Consider the following 26,191-nt stretch of genomic DNA (forward strand, 5'->3'; position numbering starts at 1 on the left):
TGCTCAGGTAGGCGATTGTTACCGATTCACAAGGCAGCGCAGTCTAACTCAAATCCGGCGGGGCAGGACGTGAATGTCCTGTAATGCCGGGAGATAGAATGATCCGCGCGGCCAAGGCAAGTTCAGTTTGGAACGATTCTTAGGGGAAGATCAGCTATTTCAATCACTTATATGACAATCAAACGTGATTGCCCGCTCTCCGCCATCGAGGTCCACGCAGCCGCCGGCGATCCGCGCCGGGGCTGGCTGACGGCCGACGGCTGGACCGTTCCGGTGGCGCTCGGACGCGGCGGGATCCTCGCCAACAAGCGCGAGGGCGACGGCGGCACCCCGCGCGGCGTCTTCCATCCGCGACAGCTGTGGTGGCGGGCCGACCGGCACCAGCGCCCCACAACCTTCCTGCCGACCCGGCCGATCCGCCGCGAGGACGCCTGGTGCGAGGATCCGGCCGACCGCCACTACAACCAGCCGATCCGGCTCGACCGCGAGCAGACCGGCGACCGCCTGAGGCGCGACGACCACCTCTACGACTTCATCGTCGAGATCGACCACAACGCCACGCCGCGCATCGCCGGCCGCGGCAGCGCCGTGTTCCTGCATCTGGCGCGGCCGAATTTCGCGCCGACGGCTGGCTGTGTCTCGATGACGAGAGCCTCGATGCTGCGGCTGTTGCGGCGGATGGGTCCGCAGACCCGGATCATCATCGGCTAGTCTCAAACTCCTCGTGGTAAGGGAATCGTCATTGCGAGCGAAGCGAAGCAATCCATTGCCACCGCGCATGCCGAAAGATGGATTGCTTCGTCGCTATCGCTCCTCGCAATGACGAGACGAAAGACAGTAGGGATCCGACCATGCTCGACAACAACCAGATCGCCGCCGCCGCAAACGTCCTGCACGAGCACTGGCGCGCGGGAACAAAACTCGGCGCACTCGAGGCCGCGATGCGGCCGCGCGATCGCGCCGAGGGCTATGCGGTGCAGGCTGAGCTGGAGAAGACGTCGCGCGAAAAACTGTTCGGCTGGAAGATCGCGGCAACCAGCGCGGCCGGCCAGAAGCACATCAACGTCGCCGGCCCGCTCGCCGGGCGCATCCTCGCCGAGACGCTGATCCCGGATGGCGGCACCGCATCGATGAAGGGCAACGAGATGCGCGTCGGCGAGCCGGAATACGCCTTCCGCATGGCGCGCGACCTCGCGCCGCGCACGACGCCATACAGCGTGCAGGAGGTGCTCGACGCCGTCGGCACGCTGCACCCGGCGATCGAGATTCCGGATTCGCGGTTCGCCGATTTCGTCTCCGCCGGTGAGGCTCAGCTGATCGCCGACAATGCCTGCGCGCATCTGTTCGTGCTCGGAGAGGCAACGACCGCCGACTGGCGCGCGATCGATCTGGTCGAGCAGCGGCCGACCATCACGCTGCGCGGCGAACGCTACACCGGCCACGGCAAGAACGTGCTCGGCGATCCCCTGATAGCGCTGACGTGGTGCGCCAACGAATTGCGCGCCCTCGGCATCACCTTGCGCGCAGGTGAAGTCGTCACCACAGGCACCTGCCATCCGCCGCTGCCGATCGCCGCGGGTGATGTGTTCGCGGCCGATTTCGGCGCGATAGGTAAGGTGTCAGTGCGGTTCGCGTAGCAAGCCAACACCGTCATCCTGAGGTGCGAGCGCTTGCGAGCCTCGAAGGATGCACGGCCCGGCTAGTGGCCGTCGATCCTTCGAGACGCCGCTTCGCGGCTCCTCAGGATGACGGGTCTGATGATGGCGTAGAGGCAATCCGCATCGTCGTCCCTGCGAAAGCAGGGACCCATACGCCGTGGCCGGCGCAAAGGGCACGCGGCTAGTCGGCGCTCAACAACTACCTTCGGTGGTTATGGGTCCCGGCCTTCGCAGGGACGACACTGGCTATGCGGCACGCTCCTCGTCAGTTATGCACCACCGTCCGCGTGCCGAAGATCGCCGACCCCACCCGCACATGCGTCGCGCCCATCGCGATCGCCGCGGCGAAATCCGCGCTCATTCCCATCGAGAGATTCGTCAAGCCGTTGCGCGCGGCGATCTTGGCGCACAATGCAAAATGCGGCGCCGGTGCCTGGTCGACCGGCGGGATGCACATCAGTCCTGAAATCGGCAGGCCATATTTCTCGCGGCACGCCGCGATGAAGGTATCCGCGTCCTGCGGCGCGACGCCGGCCTTCTGCGGCTCCTCGCCGGTGTTGATCTGGACGAACAATTCCGGATGTTTCTGCTGAGATTTGATTTCCTTGGCTAACGCTTCGCAAACGCTGGTGCGGTCGACCGAATGGATCGCATCGAACAGCGCGACCGCCTCCTTGGCCTTGTTCGACTGCAACGGCCCGATCAGATGCAGCCTCACACCGGGATTGGCCTGGATCAGCTCCGGCCACTTGCCCTTGGCCTCCTGCACGCGATTTTCGCCGAATACGCGCTGTCCGGCGCCGATAATCGGCAAAATTGCGTCGGCCGCGAACGTCTTCGACACCGCGATCAGCGTCACCGAGGCGCGGTCGCGCCGCGCCTCCTTGCAGGCATGAAGGATCTCCTGCTCCACCGCGGCGAGGCCAGAGGCGGGGTCATGTGGTGAATCCGCCGATAACGGCGTGGTCGGGCTTTGCGTCATGCTTGTGCCGTTCTCTGACAGGTGCGGGGGGTTGGCTCGAATTTTACCAAATTCGGGAAAGGCTTTTTGAAGCCCTTCATTTTACCCTGCACACGGGCAAGGGAATAGAATGTCGGGCGTCACTTTCAACCGCAACCGGGTCAGACTCAAGAAGCTTCTGGGCATCCGTGCCCGGCTGGCCTTGCTTGCGCTGATGCTGGTCGCGCCCCTGATGCTCGATCGCGTCCGCACGCTGGAAGATTCCCGTACCAAGCAGATCGCGCAGGCCGCAGCCGGCTATGCCAGCCTCACCGCCCACGCTGCCGAAACCCAGCGCGAAGTGGTGTCCTCGGTCGAGACCATGCTGAAATCCGCCGCCTATATCCGCGCCTCCGGCGGTATTGGGCAGAGCTGCGAGGTGCTGCGCGCCAGCCTGCCGACGGTGCTGCCCTGGATCCGCAGCATCATGTTCGTCTCCAGGGACGGCGTCGTGCAGTGTTCCACGCTCAACAGCCAGGTCGGGATGAATCTCGGCGACCGCGAATATTTCAAGAAGGCGCAGGACAATCGCGGCTTCGTGTTCAGCGACTATCTGCGCGGCAGGACCAACGGCCGCCCGATGATGATGGCGGCCTATCCGGTGGCTGCGATCAATCCGGAGCAGGATGCCGTGGTGGTCGCCGGCATCAACATCGACTGGCTGTCGCAGATCATGGCCAATCTCGGCGGCCAGCCCGGCATGTCGGCCGTGCTGGTCGACAGCACCGGCGTCGTGGTCGCGGCACCCGCAGATCATGCGAGCCTGATCGGCCGCTCGCTCGACACCATCCCCTTGATGTCGGCGATTGCGGAGAAGGCGCTGAGCTATGACGAGCCGTCCGGCTCGATCTCGTTCACCGCATCCGACGGCACGCAGCGCACGTTGAGCTTCGCCCGTATCACCGGAACGCAATCGCGGCTGATCGTGAGCATGGACGAGGCCAAGGTGACGGCGGCGATCAACCGCGATATCCGGACCGCCTATCTGCAGCTCGGCTTCGTCTGCCTGTTCGTCCTGCTGGGCGCGCTGGTCGGCGCGGAGCGGCTCGTCATCCACCCGATCGAGCTGATGACCGGCATGGCGCGACGGTTCGGCGAAGGCGACTGGTCGGCGCGCGTCGCCAAGCACAAGCTGCCGTCGGAATTCGTGCCGCTGGCGCGCGCCTTCAACGCGATGGCGGCACAGCTCAGTCAGCGCGAGCGCGAGCTGGTCGCCTCCAACGATCGTCTCACCGTGATGGCGTCGATCGACGCGCTGTCCGGCCTCGCCAACCGCCGCGGCTTCCAGAGCCGGCTCGATTTCGAGTGGATGCGGGCGCAGCAATATGAATGCGAGCTGTCGCTGATGATGATCGATGTCGATCACTTCAAGCTCTACAACGACACCTACGGCCATCCCGAGGGCGACGCCTGCCTGACCCGGATCGGCGAGGCGCTCGCCGGAATCGCCGCCGACACGATGGGCTTTGCCGGCCGCTATGGCGGCGAGGAATTCTGCCTGCTGCTGCCGAACACCGACGCCGCGCATGCACTCGCGATCGGCGAGACCGTGCGCACCGCGGTGCTCGGCCTCGCGGTGCCGCATGCATCCTCGAGCCATTGCGTCGTCACCGTCAGCGTCGGCGTCGCCACCACCAGGCCGAACGAGACCCAGCGGCCGGGCGACCTCATCGAAGCCGCGGACGCCGCCCTCTACGCCGCCAAGCGCCGCGGCCGCAACGCCGTGATCGAGCACGGCTTCCTGCAGACGCTCGATGAAGCCGGGATGGCGCTGGCGAGCTGAGCGGACCGGCTCGTGCAGCACGAGCAGCCGGCGCATACGCATGAAAATCCCCTTCCGAGGGCCCGTGGTTGCCCGGGTCGGCCGTCGCCGATGGCTTTTGATCCGATGCGGTCATGAGCGCGAGAGTTCATCCTTGCGCCAACCGCGAAAATGACGGCTGATGATCTATCGACACGCAGCGGGATCGGACCCAATTTGTATTGCTATTAGGTCAATGCTGCTGCCCGATATCCCCTCGTTCCGAAATTGCCTGGCGTCACCCTACTTACGATCGTGCGGCCATGCTTTGGTCAAAACTGCGTTGAGTGTTTGGCGGGACCATCGACGTAACGAACCGATGCGATTCGCCTCTTTTGGTGACCCGGGATCAGGGGACAGGTCGCCACCGCATTCTTGAGATGCCCGCTGCAAAGGCTTGCGATGGAAAGGGCAGGGTTCGAAACGGCCAGGAATCTCGCTTTTGGCGACGCTCGGAGCATCGCGACCTACTCGGCCGAAATCTTGATAGTTGCGGTGATTTATGGCGGCCTTGCCGAATCCGCCCAGTTCCTTCCCGCGATAAATCCAACCGGGACACCGCTATGGCCACCGACCGGGCTTGCGCTCGCGCTGGTCCTGCTGCGCGGCTATCGGATCTGGCCCGCGATCCTGCTGGGGGCCCTCTCTCCTTACCTTATGGCGGCCGACCGGTCGCTCCTGGCGTTGGGCGCCGCCGGGATCGGCAGCCTGCTTGCTGCATCTGCCGGGGCATGGATGATCGGCCGTTGGTCGAACGGTCGCCGGACATTTGCCACGCCTCTCGGCGTCGCAAAGTTTGCTATCATTTGCTTTGCGCCGACCGCGATCATCAGCTCAACCATCGCGTTGGCCGGTTTCACGCTCGTCAACGAATCGAGTCTCTCCGATTCCGTCGTCACCGGGTTGAGCTGGTGGCATGCGGACGCCGCGGGGGCCCTGGTGATTGCGCCGGTCATCGTGCTCTGGGCGACGATGCGCCTAGGCGGCTCCTCCAGATGGAAGCTGTTGGAATCGATCGCTGTCACCGCTCTCGCTGCTATCATCGGGATGGTTGCTTACAGCCCGCTGATCGGCAGCAACCTCATCAGTGCTGGCCTTGACGTGTCGCTGCCGCATCGGGGCCTGCTGGGCTTTCTGATTTTACTACCCCTGGTATGGGCCGGCCTGCGCGGGGATCGATGCAGCGCGTCGACGGCTGCGTTCGTTTTTGTCGGAATGGCCGTGTGGGGGTTCTCGGTGGGGAATGATCCATTTCCGAAAATGGATCCGAATGGCGCATTGTTGTCCCTGCTCGTGCTTTCGATCAGCGTATCGGCGCCTCCTCTTGCCCTGGCAGCGGCAATCGCGACGCGCCAGACTACGGAAGCCCGTCTCCTTTCTGTTCAGGGCCAACTCAACGATCAACTGGAACGGAAAGCCCTGGCGCTGGACAGCATCAGACGACACTTCCAAACCCTGATCGAAGGCGTCGTCGACTATGCGATTTTTGCGCTTGATAAAGAAGGACACGTCACGAGCTGGAATAGCAGCGCTCAGAAAATCATCGGCTACACCTCGGAAGAAATCGTAGGCAAGCATTTTGGAATATTCTATCGGCCGGATGAACGCCGCGCGGGTTCGCCAGCACACGCACTGGAGACGGCAATCGAAAAAGGCAAGTACGACGTCGAGGGTTGGCGCATCAGAAAGAATGGTACGCCGTTCTTCATCACGGGATCAGTCTCGTCGAGCCATGACGACGCAGGAAATCTGATCGGCTTCATCAGTATTCTACGAGACGCAACCGAACGACGCGATGCGGAAGAGAAGCTGGTTCAGGCCCGCGAGCAGCTCGCGATGTCGCAAAAAATGGAGGCAATCGGCAAACTGACCGGCGGGATTGCGCACGACTTCAACAATCTATTGATGATCATTGGAGGCAGCGCCCAGATCTTCACGCGACTGCTTGATCCAAAGCTGCCCAAGGCAATCGAAGCCATCCAGACCGCGGCCAAACGCGGCGAGAGCCTCACGCGCCAATTGTTGACATTCTCCCGTCACCAGCATCTCAGCCCGACGATCGTTGATCTGAATGCGTCCATCAAGAACATGCGGACCATGATCGAGAGCTCGCTACGCGGCAACATCGTGTACAACGAGAACGTCGGTGAGGGCATAGCCTCGGTCAAGGTGGACCTCGCCGAGCTGGAGCTTGCGATCGTCAACATCGCGGTCAATGCGCGCGATGCAATGCCAAGCGGCGGCACGTTCACCTTGTCCGTCCATGCGGTGACCGCGAACCAGGAAACCGGCGGCGATCGCCGCGCAAAGACCTTCTTTGCGATCGCGCTTGGCGATACCGGCACCGGCATTCCGCCAAACCTTCTGTCCAAGATGTTCGATCCGTTCTTCACGACCAAGGAGGTCGGCAAAGGGACCGGGCTCGGTCTGTCCCAGGTCTATGGTTTCGCGCACCAGGCCGGCGGAACGGTGACGGCAGACAGCAAGGTTGGACAAGGAACAACCATTACAATCTACCTGCCGTCCTGCGCAGACGAGCAGATCGCCAACAAAGACCTCGCCGCCGCCAAGGCCAGACCGAGGCAGCCGCAGCGCCAGACTGTTCTCGTCGTCGACGACAGCCCGGAAGTGGCGGATGTGACATCCTCGCTGTTCGAACATCTGGGTTATGAAACGATCTATCGGGATTCGGCCGAAGCGGCGTTGAAACTGCTCGATGCCGGCACACGGATCGATCTCGTCTTCAGCGATATCGTGATGCCGGGAACCATCGATGGCGTCGGGCTCGCGAGAGAGGTGCGGTCGCGGTACCCGGGTTTGCCGATAGCCCTCACCACCGGTTACAGCGACGCTGCAAATGCAGCGCCGCCTAGTCTGAAAATACTGCGCAAGCCGTTCGATACCGAGGCACTCAGGGATTTCATCCAGGATCTTGCGCCCCCGAGATCCGCGCGATCAGCCGGCGTACGCCTGGCGTCGGATTCGAGCGACGCTCTGCGCAGAAATTGACCGGTCGCGCCGGCGCGGGCGTTGATCGGATACGCGACTCACCGACCGCGCAGCAAACGCGCTGTCGTCCCTGCCTAGTGCGCAATTGCGCACGGGAGCAGGGACCCATAACCACAAATGGTTATTGCTGAACGACGGCGGAACGACGAATCCCGATCACAACATCTGCCGCGGCGTATGGGTCCCTGCTTTCGCAGGGACGACACCTATTTTGCGGCAGCACTCGACACCAAATCGCGACAAACACTGCGACAAGGAGGCCATACTCAGCCGTCACCTGACTCGACCATCAATTCATCGGCCCGGCCGAACGCGGCGCGCGGCGCTTGTGCTTTGTGGACGACGCAGCGGACTCCGGCGCCGTCTCCTTGATCCCGCCGATTCTGCGCAGCGCGGCGTCGGCGGCGCGCTCGCCGCTTTCCCAGGCGCCGTCGACGGTGCCCCACAGCGTCTCATGGGTGGCCTCGCCGGCGAGATACATCGCGCCGATCGGCTCGGTCAGGATCCGGCGGGAGAATTGCGCGCCGGGTACTGCCGCCGACATCGCGCCCTGGATGAAGGGCTGCGCATTCCAGCGCGTCGCGCTGGTCTTCTTCACGGCACCACCGACCTCGCTGCCATAGAGCCTGGTCAGCCATTCCACCGCGAACGCAACCATCGCCTTCTCGCCCTGCGCGGAGAGATCGCGGCCGAACGAGCCGGCGACGTCGATCGTGCACAGCGAGGAGCCGGCGATATTGCCGTAGAGCAGCGCCGTCTTGGTCGAATTGCTCTGCTCGATGATGACGTCGTCGTGCGACAGCCCGAGCGGATTGCCGGGGAGTTGCAGCGCGATGCGATCGTAGCTGCCGAGGCTCAGCTTGGCGGCGGCATCGAGCGCGCGCTTCGGAAGCTCGGGCGCAAACTTGATGTTGCCGCTTGCGAGCACGTTGCTCGACACGGTGACGATGGCAGCGCGCGCGACTATCTTGCCGGACGGCGTCTCGACCATCACGTCGCGGTTGCTCCACAGAATGCGCTGCGCCGGCGTCGACAGCGCCAGCGGCAGCCCGTCGCCGAGCTTTGCGATCAGCGCGCCGAGCCCCTGCCGGCAGGCGATCGCGGTGTTGCGATCCTGCGCGCGCACCTTGTCGACGGCGGAGAGATCCTTCAGGTCCTTGCCGCAGAAATTGGGACCGAGCAGGAATTCCGCGGTGCCGGCCCAGTCGCCGAGATCCTTCGGCATCGCGGCGGCGCAGGCGATATCGCCCTTGCGCGCCGCGTCGTCGATGGCGCGATTGGCGCGCACCAACGCCGCGAGAAATTCCTCGGTCTCGCCGGGACGGGCGTAGCGGCGGCCGATGCGGATCTTCTGGCCCGCGGGCGCGGTGACGATGTCGAGGCCCGCGGAACGCGCCAGCCGGATCATCGGATTGGTCTCGGGATTGTGCATCCAGCGCGCGCCGCGATCGAACGGCACGTCGAAGGTCGATGCATCGGTCTGGCAGCGGCCGCCGATTTGGCCCGATGCCTCCACCACGATCACCTTGCGGTTTGCAGCCGCGATCCGCCGTGCCGCGGCGATGCCGGCGGCGCCGGCGCCGATCACGACGATGTCGGCCTCGCGCGGCGACGGCGCAGCAAGCGCCCGGCCGCCCAGCACAGGCGTCAGCGCGAGAGCAGCCGACGCCGACAGGAAATCACGGCGGGTCACAGGCATGACATAGCTTCTGGCATGGTTTCCGCCGACTTGCAGAGAATGGGAACGCTTCGCGAACTGTGCCGCATCTCACCGACCGCAGCAACACTCATGGTAAATCAATCATGATTGATCCGCCGATGGCATGAACTAAATTGCAACGGCTTGCGACCATGATTAAGTCAAACGAAGCGGTCGTAGAACCGCTGGGGGGAATCCATGGGCGTAATGCTCGATACCGTCGGTAAATGGCTCGCGGGGTACCTGTCGAAGGAAGTCCCCGGTTACGAGCCGTTCACGCCGAGCGACCCGGACCAGTTGCGGGGCATCATGCAGCCCGGCGATGTGCTGCTGGTCGAAGGCAACAACCGCATTTCCGGCATCATCAAATACCTCACGCAATCGACCTGGTCGCACGCCGCGCTGTTTGTCGGGCCGATCGACGGCGCGTTCGAGCCCGACGGCGAACAGCATGTGCTGATCGAGGCCAATATCGGTGAAGGCGTGACCTCCGCGCCGCTGTCGAAATACCTGGCCTATCACACTCGCCTCTGCCGTCCGGTCGGACTGTCGTTCGAGGACCGCACCACGGTGTGCCGCTACGCCATCAACCGCATCGGCTTCGGCTACGACACCAAGAACATCGTCGATCTCGCGCGCTATCTGTTCCCGCTGCCGATTCCGCAGCGCTGGCGCCGCCGCATGATCGCGTTCGGTTCCGGCGATCCGACCAAGATCATCTGCTCGGCGCTGATCGCGCAGGCGTTCGACGCCGTGCGCTATCCGATCCTGCCCAAGATCACGCGCGCCGCCAGCCGCAAGGCGCGCCGCGAGATCCTGCATATCCGCGATTCCTCGCTCTACATGCCGCGCGACTTCGACATCTCGCCCTATTTCGAAGTCATCAAACCCACCATCGTGCACGGTTTCGACTACACGGCCCTGCACTGGGCCGACAAGCAGAAGCCGCTCCAGGAGGTAGCGGGCGAATTCGGTGTGTTTCCAGAATCGCCGCCGCTTGTTCCTGAAACGATTGACGAAGAGACGGCGCTTCCGGCTGCGGAAGTGACGGTGGCAGAGACCGCGAGAGTCTAGAACGTCGCCGCCAGTGTCAGCCGGACGGCGAGCGGCTCGGCAGGATGCACATGGCGGTCGGCGACACCGTCGATCGGTTCGCCCGGCAGCCGCGACAGATAGTAGTATTCGATCTGGTTGGTCTGGGCGTTGAAGAGATTGAGGACGTCGAGCTGCAGCCGCATCCCGTTGTCGAATTTGTAGCCGGCGCGGGCGTTGACGATGAACGACGATTGCGAGCGGACGCTGTCGTCCTCGATCAGCGGACGCGGGCCGAAGTAGCGGGCACGCAGGCTGCCGAACCAGCCGCTGTCGCGCCCGAAGGTGATGCCACCGCTGGCGACCCAGGCCGGTGCCCCCGGAATGAAATTGCCGACCGGATCATCATCGGTGAAGCGCGCGCGCGTGTAGGCGAGATCGAAATCGAGGCTCATCCACGGCAGCAGCTTGTACTGGTTGGTCCACTCGACGCCGACGCGCCGGCTCGGCCGGCTCGGCTCGGTGGTGCCGGCATCGCCGACGAACAGCAGCTCGGAATCGAAGTCGAGGACGAACACGGACAGCGACGAGGTGAGGCCGTCGATCGCCTTGGTGCGGATGCCGAGCTCGGCGCCCTTCGAGCGCACCAGAAGCGGCACGCGCTCGAGCGGCGTCACCTTGTCGTTGGGATCGACCGTGATCGTCGCACCGCGGATATCGTTGGAGTGCAGGCCGAGGCCGGCATTGCCGTAGAACTCGGTCCTGGACCAGGGACCGAGCACGATGCCGGCCTTCGGGCTCGTCATCGCGGCCTGTGCATTGCCGGAATTCTGTGGCGTGTCGCTCAGCACATGGCCGGCGAAATAGTCCTCGCGGAGGCCGACCGTGGTGCGCAGCCAGTTGGTCCAGCGCGCGGTGCTATCGGCCCACAGCGCGACGCTGCCCTCCTGCACCTGGTCGTTGCGCACGGTGGACAGGATCTCGCGCTGCGCGGTCTTGAACAGGCCGACATTGATGTCGTCGTAGCGGGTCTGCACGCCCACGCGCGTCTGGGTATCGATGCCGGCGATGCGGATATCGGCGGCGTGGCTGGCATCGAAGCCGTACACGGTGCGCCGGTCGGTCTGGTTGAACTGGTCGCCGTTGACGGGGTCGTCGAGGAAATAGGTGAAGTCGTTGTAGAGCTGCAGCGAGGAGCGGATCACATAGGCATTGAGCTTGGTCTGCCCGTAGTCGCTGGACTGCGCCCAGTTGCCGGACAGGCTGAAGCGGCTGGAGGTGCCGCCGTCGGTCGGATTGAGCGAGCCGTAGCGGCCGATCAGGCCCTGATCGATGGCGCGCTGCGCGAGCTGGTCGGTCGAATTCCAGCCGTTGGAATAGGCCGTCGCGGTCAGCGAGAAGCCGTCGGTCGCGGTGCCCTGGCTGTAGCGCAGCACGCCGTTCAGCTTGCGGATGTCGTCGGGCACGTCCCACGGGCCGTTGTATTTGTTGGCCTCGAAGGCAGCGAGCAGCGTCCCCTCACCGGCCCTGCTCGAGCCCGCGGCCATCGCGCGCTGATAGCCGAAGCTGCCGGCGGTCAGCTCGGCGATATTCTTCGGCAGCCCGTTCAGATAATTGATGTCGACCGCGCCGGCCGAAGCGAAATCGCCCTTGTCCGCATAGTAGGGTCCCTTGCGGACATCCATCGACTGGATCAGCTCCGGAATCAGGAAGTTGATGTCGGCATAACCCTGGCCGTGGCCATGGGTCGGCATGTTGACGGGCATGCCGTCCACGGTGATGGCGAGATCGGTGCCGTGGTCGAGATTGAACCCGCGCAGGAAATACTGATTGGCTTTACCCTCGCCGGAATGCTGGGTGACGATCAGCCCCGGCACTACCTCCAGCACTTCGCCGACGCGCGAGACCGGTCGTGCGTTCACTTCGTCGCCGCTGATCTGCCGCGCGCTGGCGCCGGTCGGTTGCAGATTGGAGGCAGCCACGGTCGCGGAACCGCTGGTGATTCCGTTGCTCGCGGAACTAGCTTGGCTCGGCTGCGGCGCTGCGGGCTTGCGGCCGCCGCCGGTGACATGGTGCGGCCGGGAGGGCTTGGCACGCTTCGGCGGCGCCTGATCGGGCGACGTTACCGTCACCGGCGGCAACTGCCCCGGTGTGGCGGCGACGGTCTGCGCTTCAGCGACCGGCACGAATGCGGCAATGGATGCGGCGGCGGGAAATATCCGCCATGCACTACGACGCAACGCCCATGCCCCCGCATGATACCTGTTACAGTCACGCGACGACCGCACCAGTCCAACCAACCCCGGCCAGCGCACGCTAGCAAGCGCGGTATGACGTTACAATAGAAATATCATACTCGCGTTCAGCAACACGGATAATCCATGCAACGCATCACCATCACCATCGAGGATGACCTGCTCGCGGAGATCGACGCCGCCGCCGAGGCGCGCGGTTATCAGAACCGCTCCGAGATCATCCGCGATCTCGCGCGCGCCGGCTTGCAGCAGAGCGCGGAGGAAGCGCCGTCAGGGCAATGCGTCGCGGCGCTGGTCTATGTCTACGATCATGCCGCGCGCGACCTGTCGAAACGGCTGGTGCAGAATTTCCACGGCCATCACGATCTGTCGCTGGCGACGCTGCATGTCCATCTCGACGACGACAGCTGCATGGAGGTGACGGCGCTGAAGGGCGCGAGCGGCGAGGTCCGCCATCTCGCCGATCACATCATCGCCGAACGCGGCGTGCGCTACGGCCGCGTCGTGATGATCCCGACCGCCGCGGACAAGAAGTCGCGGAAGCGGGGGCATCGGCACGATTGAGGACGCTTACCTCTCCCCGCAAGAGCGGGGCGGGAGAAGACCGGCTACGCCGCCTTTGCCTTGCTGCCGCGCGGCAGACCGGCACGGGCGAGGCCGCCATAGAGCTGTTCGTTCGGCATCTCGGATTTCAGGATCGCGCGCACCTCGACCAGGCGATCGAGATCGATGCCGGTCGGAAATCCCTTGCTCTCGCACAGAAAGACGAGGTCCTCGAATACGACATTGCCGGTCGCGCCCGGCGCGAACGGGCAGCCGCCGAGGCCGCCGAGCGAGCCGTCGAGCACGCGGGCGCCTTCATCAAGCGCGGCGGAGGCATTGGCAATGCCCATGCCGCGGGTGTCGTGCAGGTGGACGCAGACCGGCTTGGAGCCCGCGATCTTCACCGCGCCGCGCGTCAGCTCGCCGACCGCCTTCGGCCCGGCATAGCCGACGGTATCGGCGATCGCGACCATGTCGACGCCGACCTCGTAGAGCTTCTCGGTGAGGCGCAGCACCTCCTTCGGATCGACCGCGCCCACGATCGAGCAGCCCAGCCCCATCGAGATCGCGGCATTGACCAGCGGCTTGTGCGCGCTGGCATCGCGCAATTCACAAAGGCGCTTGATGTTCTCGATCGCGGATTCACGCGAGCGGTTGGCATTGGCCTGGCTGTGCTCCTCGGTCGCGGACACCACCGAAGCGATCTCGGCGACACCGGAGGCCAGCGCCTCGTTGACGCCGCGCTCGTTCAGCGCCAGAGCGACGCCATGCGCGCCGGGCAGCGCGGCGATGGTGGCAACCACGTCGCGAACATCGACGAATTGCGGAAAAGTCTTGGCCGGCAGGAACGAGCCGACCTCGAAATGCCGGACGCCGGCGGCATATTCATCGCGCACCCAGCGCTGTTTCGCCGCGGTCGACGGAAATGTCTTCACGAGCTGCAGGCCGTCGCGCAGACCGACCTCGCGCAGACTCACTCTGTCGTTGGGATAGATATCGTGGACGCGGGTCATGTCAGCCTCACGCAGCGTTTCCGGTTGATGAAATCTTTTGTTGTGCGAGCTCGGCGCGGACCGCCTCGGTATCGGCGCCGAGCACCGGCACTTTCAGGCCTTCGCCGATATTGCGGCCGTTCCATTCGACCGGCAGCGCAGGAACGCGGAACGGCTTGCCGTCGGCGTTCAAATTGTTGACGAGACCGCCGGGACGCAGCACATGCGGGTCCTGCAACAAATCCTCCGGCCGGTTGATCGGCGAGAAGCAGATGTTGAGCGCGTCGAGCCTCGTCGAAAGATCGGCGACGTTCCAGCCCTTGATCACCTCGGCGACGCGCGGAATGATCCGGTCGCGCGCCATGATGCGATCCGTGGTCGAGCGCAGCGTCGGATCGTCGGCGAATTCCTGCAAGCCGAACTCGCGGCAAAAACTCTGCCAATGGCCTTCGGTGACGACGCCGATGAAGATGCGATCGCCGCCGGCGGCGTCGAAGATGTCGTAGATCGGCCAGGCGTGCTCGCGTTCCGGCATCGAGCGCGGCTTGCGTCCGGTCATCTCGTACTCGACCATGTGCTGGGCAACCAGGAACAGGCAATTCTCGAACAGGCCGATGCGGATGTCGGCGCCATCAGCCTTGCCGCCACGCTTCTGATAGAGCGCGGCGAGGATCGAGATCACCCCGAACATGCCGCCCATGATGTCGTTGGCGGACGAGCCGACGCGCTGCGGCTTCTCGCTGGTGCCGGTCATCGCGGCGAGCCCCGACATCATCTGCACGACCTCGTCGAGCGCCGGGCGATGATCGTAGGGACCGGAGAGAAAGCCCTTGTGGCCGGCGATGATCAGATGCGGATATTTTTGGCGTAGCTCCTCGGGCCCTAGCCCCTGCTTGTCGAGCTGGCCGTCGCGGAAATTCTCCAGGAACACGTCGGCGCCGGTGAGCAGCCTGTGCATCGTGTCGCGGTCCTCGGCCTTGGCGAAATCGAGCACGATGCTGCGCTTGCCGCGGTTGAACAGCGGGAAGAACGAGACGCCCATGCCGCCGAGCGAGCGGGTCTTGTCGCCCGCCGGAGGTTCGACCTTGATTACCTCGGCGCCGAGTTGCGCCAGGATCATGCCGCAGGTCGGCCCCATCACCATGTGGGTCATCTCGACGACCCTCACGCCCTCCAGCGGCAGTCCGCTCCCGGTCATCGGTTTCTCCGTGCTCGTGCGCTCTTGTTCTGACGCGTTTTCATCATGCGAACCGCTACCCAGTTGGCTCGAAAACGCTTTGTAATAGGCGCAGGTTAGGCTTCCGCACGCTATCTGAAAAATATAATCTGTCGAATAGTGCATTCGTCGTTCTAGAACGCTGAACCCTCATGGATTCGCGCCAGCTTCGCTATTTCATCGCAGTTTACGAACAGCGCAACCTGTCGCGGGCGGCGGATCAGGCCAACGTCGCGCAATCCGCGCTGAGCCACCACATCGCCAATCTCGAAGCGGAATTCGCCACGCCGCTGTTCGAGCGCAAGCCACGCGGCATGGAACCGACCGCCGCCGGCGAGCGGCTCTACGAGCATGCCCGCATCATCCTGCGCGCGATGGCGGCGGCCGAGCGCGAGATCAAGGAAGGCGGCAGCGAGATCGCCGGCGACATCTCGATCGGCATGGCCAATTCCGGGATGAAGGCGATCGGCGTGCCGCTGATGCGGACCGTGCTGACCAAATATCCGAACCTGAAGCTGTCGCTGACCGAGAGTCTCTCCGGCGCGACGCTGCTGCATCTGCTGAGCTCCGATGTCGACCTCGCGCTGGTCTACAACCCGCCCTCGGAGAAGGACCTGGTCGCCGAGCCGGTGCTGGAGGAGCAGATGTTCTGCGTCGGCACCGAGAAGCTGATCGGCAAGAAGGCGCCGATCGCCTTCGAGGAAGTGACGCGGCTGCCGCTGATCCTGTTGCGCTACGGACTGTCGGCGCGCGCATTGCTGGATGATCCCGTGCTGCTGAAGCGGCTCGAGGCCAACGCCATCATGCATCTCAACTCGACCAGCGGCATGATCGGCGCGCTGACCGCGGGCCTCGGCTGCACGATCGCGACGACGCATTTCGTCAGCGAGCCGTTGAAGGCACGGCTATTGGTCGCGCGCGAGGTCATCGAACCAAAACTGACCCGCACGCTCTATCTCTGCCGCCTGCGCAACCGCCCGATGACGTATGTCATGGAGGAGATGTGCCGCCTGATCCGCGCCCTGATCGCAGACCAGGTCGGCCGCGGCGCCTGGGAGGCCACGCTTCTCATCTGAAGCGCTTTCAAGCGAAGCCTGTCCCGCACGCGATGCGGGGTGGACGCCGGTTCGCGTCAAGAAAGCGCGTCTTGGATAGTCCCATCGAAAATATCGAACGATCTCTTCGATATGTTCGTCTGGATTTCTGGCTTCCGGCTGCCAAACATGGGCGACGGGCACGCCTTCGCAAGAAAGGCGGCCGCTGGACCACACGGGGAGGACCATCATGAGCGCCGTCGAACTCGGCCCGGTTGCCGATCTCACCAACACGACCAGCGGACCGGACCAGATCTCGCGGCGGCTCGAGGCGCTGCCGACGTCCGCCTATGTCTGGCGGCTGGTGATCCTGCTCTCGCTCGGCGGCTGCTTCGAAATCTACGATCTGTTCTTCACCGGCTATATCGCCCCGGGGCTCGCCCGCAGCGGGCTGATGACCACGACGACGCAGGCCTTCTTCGGCTTCTCCGGCATCGGCGCCTTCGTCGCGGCGACCTTCGCCGGCCTTTTCATCGGCACCTTCTGCCTCGGCTTCCTCGCCGATCGCTACGGGCGCAAGGCGGTCTTCACCTGGTCGCTGCTGTTCTACAGCGCGGCATCCGTCGTCATGGCGTGCCAGACCACCCCGGGCGGCCTCTTGCTGTGGCGCTTCATCGCCGGAATCGGGATCGGCATCGAGGTCATCACCATCGACGCCTACATCACCGAGCTGGTGCCGAGCTGGATGCGCGGCCGGGCCTTTGCGATCAACCAGGCGGTGATGCTGTCGGCGGTGCCGATTGTCGCCGCGCTGTCGTGGTGGCTCGTGCCGCTCTCGCCTCACGGCATCGACGGCTGGCGCTGGGTGGTGCTGATCGGCGCAGCCGCCAGCATGATCATCTGGGTGCTGCGGCTGTACGTGCCGGAAAGCCCGCTCTGGCTCGCCCGCCATGGCCGCGCCGCCGAGGCCGAAAAGATCATGCGGACGCTCGAGGCTGCCTCGGGCACGACGGCATCGCGCCCCGCACCCGTGGCCGTGCCGACGACGGCGCGCGCGCGGGCCGAGACCGGTTACGCAGACCTGTTCCGGCCGCCCTACGCTTCGCTGGTCGTGCTGTTCATGATTTTCAATCTCTGCCAGGCGTTCGGTGTCTACGGCTTCTCCAACTGGGTTCCGGCGCTGCTGGTCGAGAAGGGCATCAACGTCACCAAGAGCCTGCAATATTCCTTCATCATCGCGTTCGCCTATCCGCTGGCGCCGCTGTTGGCTTCAACCTTCGCCGACCGCTTCGAGCGCAAATGGATCATCTGCGGCGCGGCCGCCGCGATCGCGGTGTTCGGCCTCGCCTTCGCGCAACTCACTGAGCCGGTGTTGCTGATTGCCAGCGGCGTGCTGGTGACCGGCGCCAACATGACGCTGTCCTACGCCTATCACGCCTATCAGACCGAGGTGTTCCCGACCGCGATCCGGGCCCGCGCGGCGGGGCTGGTCTACTCGATGAGCCGGCTCAGCGCGACCTTCTCCGGCTTCATCGTGGCGTTCATGTTGAAGGAGGCCGGCGTCAGCGGGGTGTTCGGCCTGATCACCGCGGCGATGGTCATCGTGATCGTTGCGATCGGTGTCTGGGGACCTCTGGTCCGCGGCAAGCCGCTCGACGCCTGAAACGCTCTCAACGCGACACAAACGGCACTTGCCGAAGCCATATTGGGTGGCTACCTCTCGCTCGTCAATTTGCAGAGGTAACCCGGTCATGTTCGACGCCGCCGTCAAGGCGCTTTCGCAAATCCTGTCGCCGCCGATGCGCACCATCCTGTGGCGCTCGATCGGGCTTGCGCTGGTGTTGATCACCGTACTGGCAATCGGGTTGCAGCGGCTGCTGAGCTGGTTTGCCGACACCGGCGAGGTCTGGGCCGAAGGCATGCTCGGCCCCAACTTCCATTCCACGCTGCACGTGCTGTCCTGGATCATCTCGATCTCGGCGGGCCTCGGCGTCGTGCTCGGCGGCATCTTCCTGATGCCCGCGATCACCTCGCTGGTGGCGAGCCTGTTCGTCGACGACGTCGCCGACCATGTCGAGCGCGAGCACTATCCGGCCGATCATCCCGGCGTGGCGCTGCCGGTCACGCTGGCGACGATCGAGGGCGTCAAGACCGCGTTGCTGACGATCCTGGTCTATCTGGTCGCGCTGCCGTTCGTGCTGTTCGCGGGCGCGGGCTTCATCATCTTCTTCATCGCGACCGCCTGGCTGCTCGGCCGCGAGTATTTCGAGCTCGCGGCGATGCGATTCCGCTCGCCTGCTGACGCCAAGGCGATGCGCAAGGAGAATGCGGCGACGGTGTTCACCGCGGGCCTGTTCATCGCAGCCTTCGTCTCGATCCCGATCGTCAATCTGGCGACGCCGCTGTTCGGCATGGCCTTCATGGTTCACATGTACAAGCGGCTGTCCGGCCCGCGGCGCGAGCTGATTGAGCCGGCGCGGCGAAGCAACGTCTCCTCGATCTAGCTCGCATCCCGCGGCGCCGGCACCGATGCAGGCGTCCGATCGCGCGCAAAGGGCACCAGCAGCAGCCCGACGATTGCCACGCAGGCAAGCATCGCCCATGCCTCGTTGACGCTGAGTGCAAGCGACGCCCGCTCGACCAGCGGCCGGATGAACGCCACCGTCGCCTCGTCGGGCGGACCCGGCGGACGGTTGATCAGCAACATCGGATCGAGCCCGATCGCCTGCGCCGCGCTGACATCGCCTGCCAGCAGCCGCGCACGGAAATCCTCACCATAGATCGGGCTTCGGCCGTAGAGGATCGTGTCGATCAGGGCGATCCCGATCGCGCCACCCAGATTGCGCATCAGGTTGAACAGTCCGCTGGCGTCGGCAATCTCCGCCTCCGGCAGCGCGCCCAGCGCGATGCGCGTCGGCGGCAGCAGACAGAACATGATCGCGACACCACGGACGACCTGCGGCCATAGCATCTCGCCGAAATCAGCGGTGCGGGGCTGAAAGGCGCTCAAGCCGAGACCGAGTGCGAACAAGGCGAAGCCCGCGCCGGTCAACAACCGGGCGCCGATGCGGCTTTCAAGGACGGCCGCAAGCGGCGCGGCGACGAGCTGCGCAATTCCGGTGACCAGCACGATGGTGCCGATCTCGAAGGCATCATGGCGGCGGACGAAGCCGAGGAACACCGGCATCAGGTAGGTCGATCCGTACAGGCCGACGCCGAGGCAAAAGCTCAGGGCACAACCGATCGCGAACGAACGCCGCCGGAACAGAGTCAATCGCGCAATCGGATACGCAGCACCAAGTGTACGCCGGATCAACAGTGCCATCCCGGCGACGCTTCCAATCAGCAAGCTGAGGCACAGCATCGAGACCCAGCCACGTTGCGGCGCTTCCTTCAGGCCGATCATGAAGCTTGCGAGCACCGCTGCGAGCAAGACCAGCGATCCCTTGTCCAGCCTGATCACCGCGCGGAAATGCACCTCTTCCTTCGGAAGCAGCAACGGTGTGACCGAGGCGGCAATCGCCCCGGGAATCACATTGATCAGGAACAGCCACGGCCACGACCAGGTTTGCGTGATCCAGCCGCCGACGACGGGTCCAACGGTCGGTGCAAGCACCGCGACGACGCCGGCGATCGTGGTGGCTACCGCATGAAGACGGACCGGGAATAACATGAACACGGCGGAGAACACCGCAGGGATCAGGACGCCGACGGAAAATCCCTGCAGCACGCGAAACACCAGCAGCAAGGCAAAGCCGCCGCTGACGGCGCAGCCGATCGACGCGACAGTGAACAGGCTGACGGCGATCGCGAACAACCATCGCAGCGACAGCACGTGCGTGAGCAGTCCGGTCAGCGGGATCGCGATCACCTCGGCGATCAGATAGGCGGTCTGGATCCAGCTCATCGTGGACGGCGAGATCGCAAGCGCACGCTGGATCGTCGGCAACGAGGTCGCGACCACCTGGATGTCGAGGATCGCCATGAACATGCCGAGGCACATCAGGAGGAAGCCCGCCCAGGTCACAACCGATGGGCTGTCGGTTGGGTGATCCGCCCGGGCGCTCATGGCGTGCTGCTACGCGGCCAGTCGGAAATCGAGAGGGCACGGCCCTCGGCGCGGATTCGGACCGCAAGCACCGCGAGATTGAGCACCGTGAAGACCAGCGCCAACAGCGGCAGATGCAGTGCGAGCGGAAGCAGCGCGATTTCACCGACGACGACGGCATAGTTTGGATGCGGGAAGAATCGATAAGGCCCGGACGCGACCAGCGGCACGCCCGGCAATACGATGATGCGCGTGGTCCATCGCGGCCCGAGCGCGGTGAGGACCCACAGCCGCAAGACTTGCAGCGACGCAAACGCCGCCAGGATCGTCAGATTGACGTCCTGGTTACGGCCCCAGATCCACAACGCGATCAGCCAGCCGGCGTGAACCAGCACGATGAGCTTGTAGTGACCGGCGCCGACCTCGATTGCGCCACACGCTAGCAGCCGCGCCGTGTTGCGGCGTGACAGTACGAGCTCGCCGAGACGCTGCAGCGTGACCAGCGCAAGGATGACCGACGCGATGCTCACGCCGCATGCCTGAGCGCAACACAGCTGAGCGTGAATCCGGGTCCGAGCGCCGTGAGCAGCGAGCGTGGCGGCAATCCCTTTGCGCGAGCGCGTTCGAGCACAAAGAGAACCGTGGGCGCCGACATGTTGCCGCAGGCCGCGATGACATCGCGCTCGTGATCGAGCGTGCCCTGATCGAGCGCAAGCGCCCGCTCCAGCGCGGCGATGACCTTGGCGCCGCCGGGATGGCAGAGGAAGCGATCGATATCATCGGCCTCAAGCTGCATCCGCGCCAGGATTTCGGCAACAGCCGGCCCGAGACGGTCGCGGACGAAATCCGGAATGGTGCGCTGAAACACGACGCCGAATCCCTCCGGATCGACTGTCCAGCCCATGATGTCGAGCGTATCCGGCCAGAGCTTTTCGCCCGCCGCCTCGATCCGCGTCGCACCGCCATCACCGGCGCGCAGCACGATCGCGGCGGCGCCATCGCCGAACAGGCTGGCGGCAACGATGTTCGCCTTGGTCAGCTCGTCGTGGCGGACCGCGAGCGTGCAGAGTTCGAGCGCAACCAGCAGCACGTTCGCGCCGGGCCGCGCTTCCGCCAGCCGCGAGGCGATCGACAGGCCCGACACGCCGCCCGCGCAGCCGAGACCGAACACCGGCACGCGCGACACATCGGTCCGCAGGCCAAGCTTGCCGGCGACGCGCGCCTCCAGCGTCGGCGTAGCGATCCCCGTCGAGCACACCGTGACCACGATATCGATGTCGTTGCCGGTCAGGTCGGCTCGCGCGATCGCCTTGCGGGCAGCGTCGACGAACAGCGCCTCCGCGCCTTCGAGGAAGGCCTGCGTCCGCTCCGGCCAACCGCGCCGTTCGAGATACCATTCGATCGGCTTCACGCCATAGCGATGCTGAATGCCGGTATTGGCGAACAGGCTGGAGAGCGTCTCGAATTCGGGGTAGCGCTCGGCGAGCAGGTTACGCGCGGCCTGCAGGACTTGTCCTTGGTGGAACAGATGCGGTGGAACCGCCGTCGACAGGGAAACAAGTGCGGCCGTCTGCTTGGTCTCAATCATCGTGGCTCCAGTTCCCCCGCTTGTGGAACCACGCGACGTGCAAAATATTTCAGACGCCGAGAGATAGAGGCGGCGCCGCCTTCACTATAAATTGACCCCCGGCGCGCTATCCGCGCGGCGCCGTTGGCCAATCAAGAAGCGGTGGCGTCCGACTTGCGCAGCATGTTCTTCACGAAGCCGAGCGGCACCGGTGACAGCGGACCCTGCGGCGCGCGCGTGATGAGGGCGACCAGGACCAGCGCCAGGATCGCGAACCAGAAGCACAGCCAGAAGCCGTCAATATAGGCGAGCGTGTTGGCTTCGCGCTGCACCAGCGCCGCGAGCGTGCCGACGGCACGCCCTGTCGCCGCCCCCACACCGTGGCCGGAAAACTCACCCGCCAGCCGCTTCAACAGGTTCACGACGTCGATATCGCCATTCTGGACGTGCTGTCCGAGATAGTTCGAATGGATCTGCTCGCGAACCCGCAGCCACGTCCCCATCAGTGCGATGCCGATCTCGGCGCCGCCGAGCCGCATGATCTGGATATAGGCCGCGAACGCGGTCGCCCGCGACGGATCGGAGTTCGACAGCGCCATGATGATGATCGGCAGCAGCGTCAGCGCCTGCCCGACCGACGTGAGCAGCACGATGCCGACAAAATCCTCGCGCGCCCAGACATGGCTCAGCTGCGTGCCCCAGAGATTGGCCGCCGCGAATGCCGAGAAGCCGAGCACCACGACGATGCGCGGATCAAAATGACGGAGCAGCAGGATCGAGATCGGCACCAGCACGAACATCGGCAGCGCGCCATAGGTGAACAACAGCACGCCGGACTGTTCCGGACGCAGCGCGCCGACAGAGCCGAGGAAATTCGGCACCAGCGACGAGTTCGACAGGCTGGTCAGCGTGTACAAGAGGATGACGATCAGCGAGAGCCCAATATTGCGCGAGAACAGCACGTTGAAATGCGCCCAGGGCCGCGGCGCGACCATCTCGTTGATCATGAAGGCGACGATCAACGCGCCGCCCGCGATCAGCAGCGCCATCACGGTTCCTGACGACAGCCAATCGAGCCGGTTGCCCTGGTCGAGCCCGGCATAGACCATCGCGACGCCGGCGCCGAGCAGCAGCATGCCGCCCCAATCGGCATGGTGCAGCAGGTCGCGATTGACCGGCTCGTTCGGCGTGCCGAGATACACCATCAAGCCCATCAGCGGCGCGATCACCACGCCCTGCCAATACAGCCACTGCCAGCCGAGGTGCTCGACATAAAAGCCGACCAGCGAGCTCGACGAGTCCAGCGCGAAGCCGACGCGGATCGAATACATCGCGATCGCCGGCACCCACCATCGGATCGGCAGATTGCGCAGGATGATCATCAGCGTTGCCGGCACGAAGGTGCCGAGCAGCATGCCATGCGCGATGCTGAGCGCGATCAGCGTCGTGTAGTCGCGCACGAACGGAATGGTCAGCGAGACCACGGCATAGACCAGGCTCGGAATTCCGAGCACGCGCCGCAGGCCGAACGCGGTGGCGAGCCAGGCCACCGCGGGCGCGATGAAGATCTGCGAGCCGATCGCGGCGGTCGAGAGCCAGGCGCCCTCGTCGAAGGTGAGCGAGAACGCGCCGCGCAGGTCGGGCAGGCCGACCGTGGTCAGGCGGCTGTCGAAATTCGCCAGGAACGCGCCGAGCAATACGGCGACAACAGCGAAGAACGGATAGCGCGCGACGTCGCCGCGCGAGACCGGACCGCTGTGTCGGTCGTCACTTTCCGCCATTGGCGGCCGCCTCGCCGGTGTTGATCCGCGTCACGACCGACATGCCCGGCAGCAGGCGCTCGAGCAACGGCTGGCCCTTGTCGAACTGGATGCGCACCGGGATGCGCTGCACCACCTTGGTGAAATTGCCGGTGGCGTTGTCGGGCGGCAGCAGCGCGAATTGCGACCCGCTGGCCGGCGCGATGCGCTCGACTGTGCCGCGCAGCCTCCGGCCGGAGAACGTATCCACGGTGACCTCGACCGGCTGACCCGGCTTGACGTTGGTCAGCTGGGTCTCCTTGTAGTTGGCGATCACATAGACGTTCGGCAGCGGCACGACATTGATCAGATTGGTGCCGATGTTGACATAGTCGCCCGGCTGCACCTGGCGCTCGCCAGTGACGCCGTCGAACGGCGCGACGATCTTGGTGTAGCCGAGCTTGAGCCTGGCCGACGCCAGCAGCGCCTTGGCGGCATCGAGATCGGCGGCGCGCTGCTTCTTGGTGCCTTGCAGGACCTCGAGCTGATGGCGTTGCGCTGCGATCACCGCGCGGCTGGCCTGCACGTCGGCCTGCGCCTTGGCGTAAGCCGCCGTGGCCTGTTCGAGCCGCTGCAATGTGCCGGCATCGGTTTGCGACAACGAGTGCTGGCGCTCCTCCTCCTGGCGCGCCAGGGTCTGCTGCGACTCGGCGGATAGCCGCGAAGCCTCGGCCTGCGCGATGGTCGCATATTGCAGCTCGACCTGGTTGTTGAGGTTGTCGAGCGCGGCCTGCGCGCCGACCACGCCGGCCTCGGCCTGTGCGACCTGCGCCTGGTAGTCGGCAGGATCGATCTGCACCAGCAGATCGCCGGCCTTGACGCGCTGGAAATCGGAGACGGCGACCGTCAGCACTTCGCCCGAGACGCGGCTGGAGAGCTGGGTCAACTCGGCGCGCACATAGGCATCATCGGTGGTCTGGATCGTGGCGGCGCCGACCCACGCGTTCCAGCGGCTGGTTGCCACCACGACGAAGGCGAGCGCGACGAGCACCGCAAACAGCGGAATAGCGAAACGGCGCCAGAAGCCCTTCGTCGCAGATTTCGGCGCGACCGGGGCTGCCGCCGGGCCAGGCGCGGTCTGAGTGGCGGGTGACGGACCGTCTTGAACCTGCTCTGCCACACTACACTCCCTCAGGCGCGCTACCGAAGACGCTCTACTAGCACACGATGACGATCATGCTTCAGACAGTCTTCTCCGGCCACCGGCAGAGATCATTGATCAGACATACTTCACAACGTGGCCCGCGGGCGAGGCAGGTGTAGCGGCCGTGCAGGATCAGCCAGTGATGGGCGTGCAGCATGAATTCCGTCGAGATCACCTTCTCCAATCCCAGCTCGACCTCGAGCGGCGTCTTGCCGGGTGCGAGCCCGGTGCGGTTGCCGACGCGAAACACATGGGTGTCGACCGCCATCGTGTGTTCGCCGAACGCCATGTTGAGCACGACGTTCGCGGTCTTGCGGCCGGCGCCGGGCAACGACTCGATCTCAGTGCGGGTACGCGGCACCTCGCTGCCGAATTCGGCGATCAGCTTCTCAGACAGAGCGATGACGTTCTTCGCCTTGTTGCGATAGAGCCCGATGGTCTTGATGTAGTCGCGCACACTGTCTTCGCCGAGCGCAAGCATCTTCTCCGGCGTGTCGGCGACGGCGAACAGCGCTCGTGTCGCCTTGTTGACGCCGGCGTCGGTTGCCTGCGCCGACAGCACCACCGCAACCAGCAGCGTGTAGGGGTTGAGATGCTCGAGCTCGCCCCTCGGCTCGGGATTGGCCTTGCGGAACCGGTCGAAGACCTCGTAGACCTCCGCGGCCGTCCATGGCTTGGGCTTTGTCGTTTTCTTGGCGGCCTTTGCGGGCGGCTTGTTTGCCGCGCGTTTGGACAGCGGCTTTGCCGCTTTGGCGGCTTTCTTCTTCGGCGGCGACCGAACGCTTGGCGTGCTGGCGCGTTGAGAGCGGATGATTTTGGCCATGAACGGGATATACTGACACGTCATGACCGCAGGCAACGACTTTGATCCCGCGAACGACGCCGAGGCGACCGGCCCCGAGGCCGAGCCGAAACTGTTCTCGGCGCTGCTGACGCCGCATCGCTCGCTGAACCGCACCGGCTTCATCGTGCTGATGTCGTTCGTCACCGTGATCAGCTTCATCGCCGGCGCGGTGTTCTGGTGGCTGGGCGCCTGGCCGATCTTCGGCTTCTTCGGCCTCGACGTGCTGGTGATCTACTGGGCGTTCAAGGTCAATTTCCGCACCGCCAAGGCGAGTGAGGAGATCACCGTGACGCCGTCGGAACTGCGGGTGCGCAGGATCAGCCATCGCGGCCATGTGGTCGAATGGGTGCTCAATCCGCTCTGGGTGCGGTTCGAGCAGATCTCGCATGAGGAGTTCGGCATCGAGCGGCTTTACCTGGTGTCCCGGGGCCGCCGGGTCAGCGTCGGCAGTTTCCTGGGTCCGGACGAAAAGGCAAGCTTTTCCAAAGCATTGACGGCTGCGTTGAATGCCGCGAAACGCGGACCCACTTACAATCCCATCACCTAGTCG

The 26,191-nt window shown here is 64.7% G+C and carries 21 protein-coding genes; 10 read left to right on the forward strand and 11 right to left on the reverse strand.

Annotated features, from left to right (window positions below; all coding sequences use genetic code 11):
- Nucleotides 1-171: 171 nt before the first annotated feature.
- Both BI327_RS23345 and BI327_RS23350 read left to right on the forward strand, forming a co-directional pair.
- Nucleotides 172-711 carry a L,D-transpeptidase family protein gene (locus tag BI327_RS23345; RefSeq protein WP_076863395.1) on the forward strand — a complete coding sequence of 180 codons (540 nt, stop codon included), beginning with the start codon at nucleotides 172-174 and terminating at the stop codon, nucleotides 709-711.
- A 140-nt stretch (nucleotides 712-851) separates the two neighbouring features.
- Complete coding sequence (locus tag BI327_RS23350; RefSeq protein WP_076863397.1) at nucleotides 852-1,637, forward strand: 2-keto-4-pentenoate hydratase; 786 nt, start codon at nucleotides 852-854, stop codon at nucleotides 1,635-1,637.
- 286 nt (nucleotides 1,638-1,923) lie between these two features.
- Here the strand turns inward: BI327_RS23350 and BI327_RS23355 are convergent, their stop codons facing one another.
- The gene (locus tag BI327_RS23355) at nucleotides 1,924-2,640 is read right to left on the reverse strand and encodes a YggS family pyridoxal phosphate-dependent enzyme (RefSeq protein WP_076863398.1); all 717 of its coding nucleotides are present in this window, start codon (nucleotides 2,638-2,640) and stop codon (nucleotides 1,924-1,926) included.
- 109 nt (nucleotides 2,641-2,749) lie between these two features.
- On the opposite strand from BI327_RS23355, the gene BI327_RS23360 reads away from it, so the two are divergent.
- Together BI327_RS23360 and BI327_RS23365 are read left to right on the forward strand one after the other, a co-directional pair.
- Entirely contained in the window at nucleotides 2,750-4,441 is a 1,692-nt protein-coding gene (locus BI327_RS23360; protein WP_076863400.1) for a sensor domain-containing diguanylate cyclase, read from the forward strand.
- 420 nt (nucleotides 4,442-4,861) lie between these two features.
- Complete coding sequence (locus BI327_RS23365) at nucleotides 4,862-7,468, forward strand: MASE1 domain-containing protein (protein ID WP_076863402.1); 2,607 nt, start codon at nucleotides 4,862-4,864, stop codon at nucleotides 7,466-7,468.
- 289 nt (nucleotides 7,469-7,757) lie between these two features.
- Here BI327_RS23365 and BI327_RS23370 read toward each other — a convergent pair whose 3' ends face one another.
- A complete protein-coding gene (locus BI327_RS23370; protein WP_076863404.1) occupies nucleotides 7,758-9,167 on the reverse strand; it encodes a flavin monoamine oxidase family protein in 1,410 nt (469 codons plus the stop codon).
- 198 nt (nucleotides 9,168-9,365) lie between these two features.
- On the opposite strand from BI327_RS23370, the gene BI327_RS23375 reads away from it, so the two are divergent.
- Nucleotides 9,366-10,241, forward strand: a complete 876-nt coding sequence (locus tag BI327_RS23375) for a YiiX/YebB-like N1pC/P60 family cysteine hydrolase (protein WP_245334915.1) — start codon at nucleotides 9,366-9,368, stop codon at nucleotides 10,239-10,241.
- Here BI327_RS23375 and BI327_RS23380 read toward each other — a convergent pair.
- Nucleotides 10,238-12,439, reverse strand: a complete 2,202-nt coding sequence (locus BI327_RS23380; protein WP_394329881.1) for a TonB-dependent receptor domain-containing protein — start codon at nucleotides 12,437-12,439, stop codon at nucleotides 10,238-10,240. The two genes, BI327_RS23375 and BI327_RS23380, sit on opposite strands and share 4 nt — an antisense overlap.
- A gap of 141 nt (nucleotides 12,440-12,580) precedes the next feature.
- On the opposite strand from BI327_RS23380, the gene nikR reads away from it, so the two are divergent.
- Nucleotides 12,581-13,018, forward strand: coding sequence for a nickel-responsive transcriptional regulator NikR (gene nikR / locus BI327_RS23385; RefSeq protein ID WP_076863409.1), 438 nt, complete (start codon nucleotides 12,581-12,583; stop codon nucleotides 13,016-13,018).
- 44 nt (nucleotides 13,019-13,062) lie between these two features.
- On the opposite strand, the gene BI327_RS23390 is transcribed toward nikR, so the two are convergent.
- The gene (locus BI327_RS23390) at nucleotides 13,063-14,010 is read right to left on the reverse strand and encodes a hydroxymethylglutaryl-CoA lyase (protein WP_076863410.1); all 948 of its coding nucleotides are present in this window, start codon (nucleotides 14,008-14,010) and stop codon (nucleotides 13,063-13,065) included.
- Between the two features lie 7 nt (nucleotides 14,011-14,017).
- Nucleotides 14,018-15,187, reverse strand: a complete 1,170-nt coding sequence (locus BI327_RS23395) for a CaiB/BaiF CoA transferase family protein (RefSeq protein ID WP_076863412.1) — start codon at nucleotides 15,185-15,187, stop codon at nucleotides 14,018-14,020.
- 170 nt (nucleotides 15,188-15,357) lie between these two features.
- Between BI327_RS23395 and BI327_RS23400 the strand changes: the two genes are divergently transcribed.
- From BI327_RS23400 to BI327_RS23410, 3 genes are all read left to right on the forward strand, one after another.
- Nucleotides 15,358-16,281, forward strand: coding sequence for a LysR family transcriptional regulator (locus BI327_RS23400; RefSeq protein WP_076863414.1), 924 nt, complete (start codon nucleotides 15,358-15,360; stop codon nucleotides 16,279-16,281).
- 208 nt (nucleotides 16,282-16,489) lie between these two features.
- Nucleotides 16,490-17,902, forward strand: coding sequence for an MFS transporter (locus BI327_RS23405; RefSeq protein ID WP_076863416.1), 1,413 nt, complete (start codon nucleotides 16,490-16,492; stop codon nucleotides 17,900-17,902).
- A gap of 88 nt (nucleotides 17,903-17,990) precedes the next feature.
- Nucleotides 17,991-18,743 carry a sulfate transporter family protein gene (locus BI327_RS23410; protein WP_076863418.1) on the forward strand — a complete coding sequence of 251 codons (753 nt, stop codon included), beginning with the start codon at nucleotides 17,991-17,993 and terminating at the stop codon, nucleotides 18,741-18,743.
- On the opposite strand, the gene BI327_RS23415 is transcribed toward BI327_RS23410, so the two are convergent.
- The 6 genes from BI327_RS23415 to nth all read right to left on the reverse strand — a co-directional run bounded on the left by BI327_RS23415 (nucleotide 18,740) and on the right by nth (nucleotide 25,620).
- Complete coding sequence (locus tag BI327_RS23415; protein ID WP_167386905.1) at nucleotides 18,740-20,308, reverse strand: DHA2 family efflux MFS transporter permease subunit; 1,569 nt, start codon at nucleotides 20,306-20,308, stop codon at nucleotides 18,740-18,742. The genes BI327_RS23410 and BI327_RS23415 overlap by 4 nt on opposite strands.
- Nucleotides 20,305-20,817, reverse strand: a complete 513-nt coding sequence (locus BI327_RS23420) for an isoprenylcysteine carboxyl methyltransferase family protein (RefSeq protein ID WP_083742206.1) — start codon at nucleotides 20,815-20,817, stop codon at nucleotides 20,305-20,307. The genes BI327_RS23415 and BI327_RS23420 overlap by 4 nt, the downstream gene beginning before the upstream one ends.
- A complete protein-coding gene (locus BI327_RS23425; protein ID WP_076863419.1) occupies nucleotides 20,814-21,875 on the reverse strand; it encodes a type III polyketide synthase in 1,062 nt (353 codons plus the stop codon). Before BI327_RS23425 ends, BI327_RS23420 begins: the two co-directional genes overlap by 4 nt.
- Before the next feature lie 131 nt (nucleotides 21,876-22,006).
- Nucleotides 22,007-23,635, reverse strand: a complete 1,629-nt coding sequence (locus BI327_RS23430; protein ID WP_076863422.1) for an MFS transporter — start codon at nucleotides 23,633-23,635, stop codon at nucleotides 22,007-22,009.
- A complete protein-coding gene (locus tag BI327_RS23435) occupies nucleotides 23,622-24,773 on the reverse strand; it encodes an HlyD family secretion protein (RefSeq protein WP_394329882.1) in 1,152 nt (383 codons plus the stop codon). Before BI327_RS23435 ends, BI327_RS23430 begins: the two co-directional genes overlap by 14 nt.
- Before the next feature lie 61 nt (nucleotides 24,774-24,834).
- On the reverse strand, nucleotides 24,835-25,620 hold the full coding sequence (gene nth / locus BI327_RS23440) for an endonuclease III (RefSeq protein WP_076863426.1): 786 nt from the start codon (nucleotides 25,618-25,620) through the stop codon (nucleotides 24,835-24,837).
- A gap of 22 nt (nucleotides 25,621-25,642) precedes the next feature.
- Here nth and BI327_RS23445 point away from each other — a divergent pair, with 22 nt between their 5' ends.
- On the forward strand, nucleotides 25,643-26,188 hold the full coding sequence (locus BI327_RS23445; protein WP_076863428.1) for a DUF2244 domain-containing protein: 546 nt from the start codon (nucleotides 25,643-25,645) through the stop codon (nucleotides 26,186-26,188).
- The last annotated feature ends 3 nt before the right edge of the window (nucleotides 26,189-26,191 follow it).

Source organism: Bradyrhizobium mercantei (assembly GCF_001982635.1).
GTDB lineage: Bacteria > Pseudomonadota > Alphaproteobacteria > Rhizobiales > Xanthobacteraceae > Bradyrhizobium > Bradyrhizobium mercantei.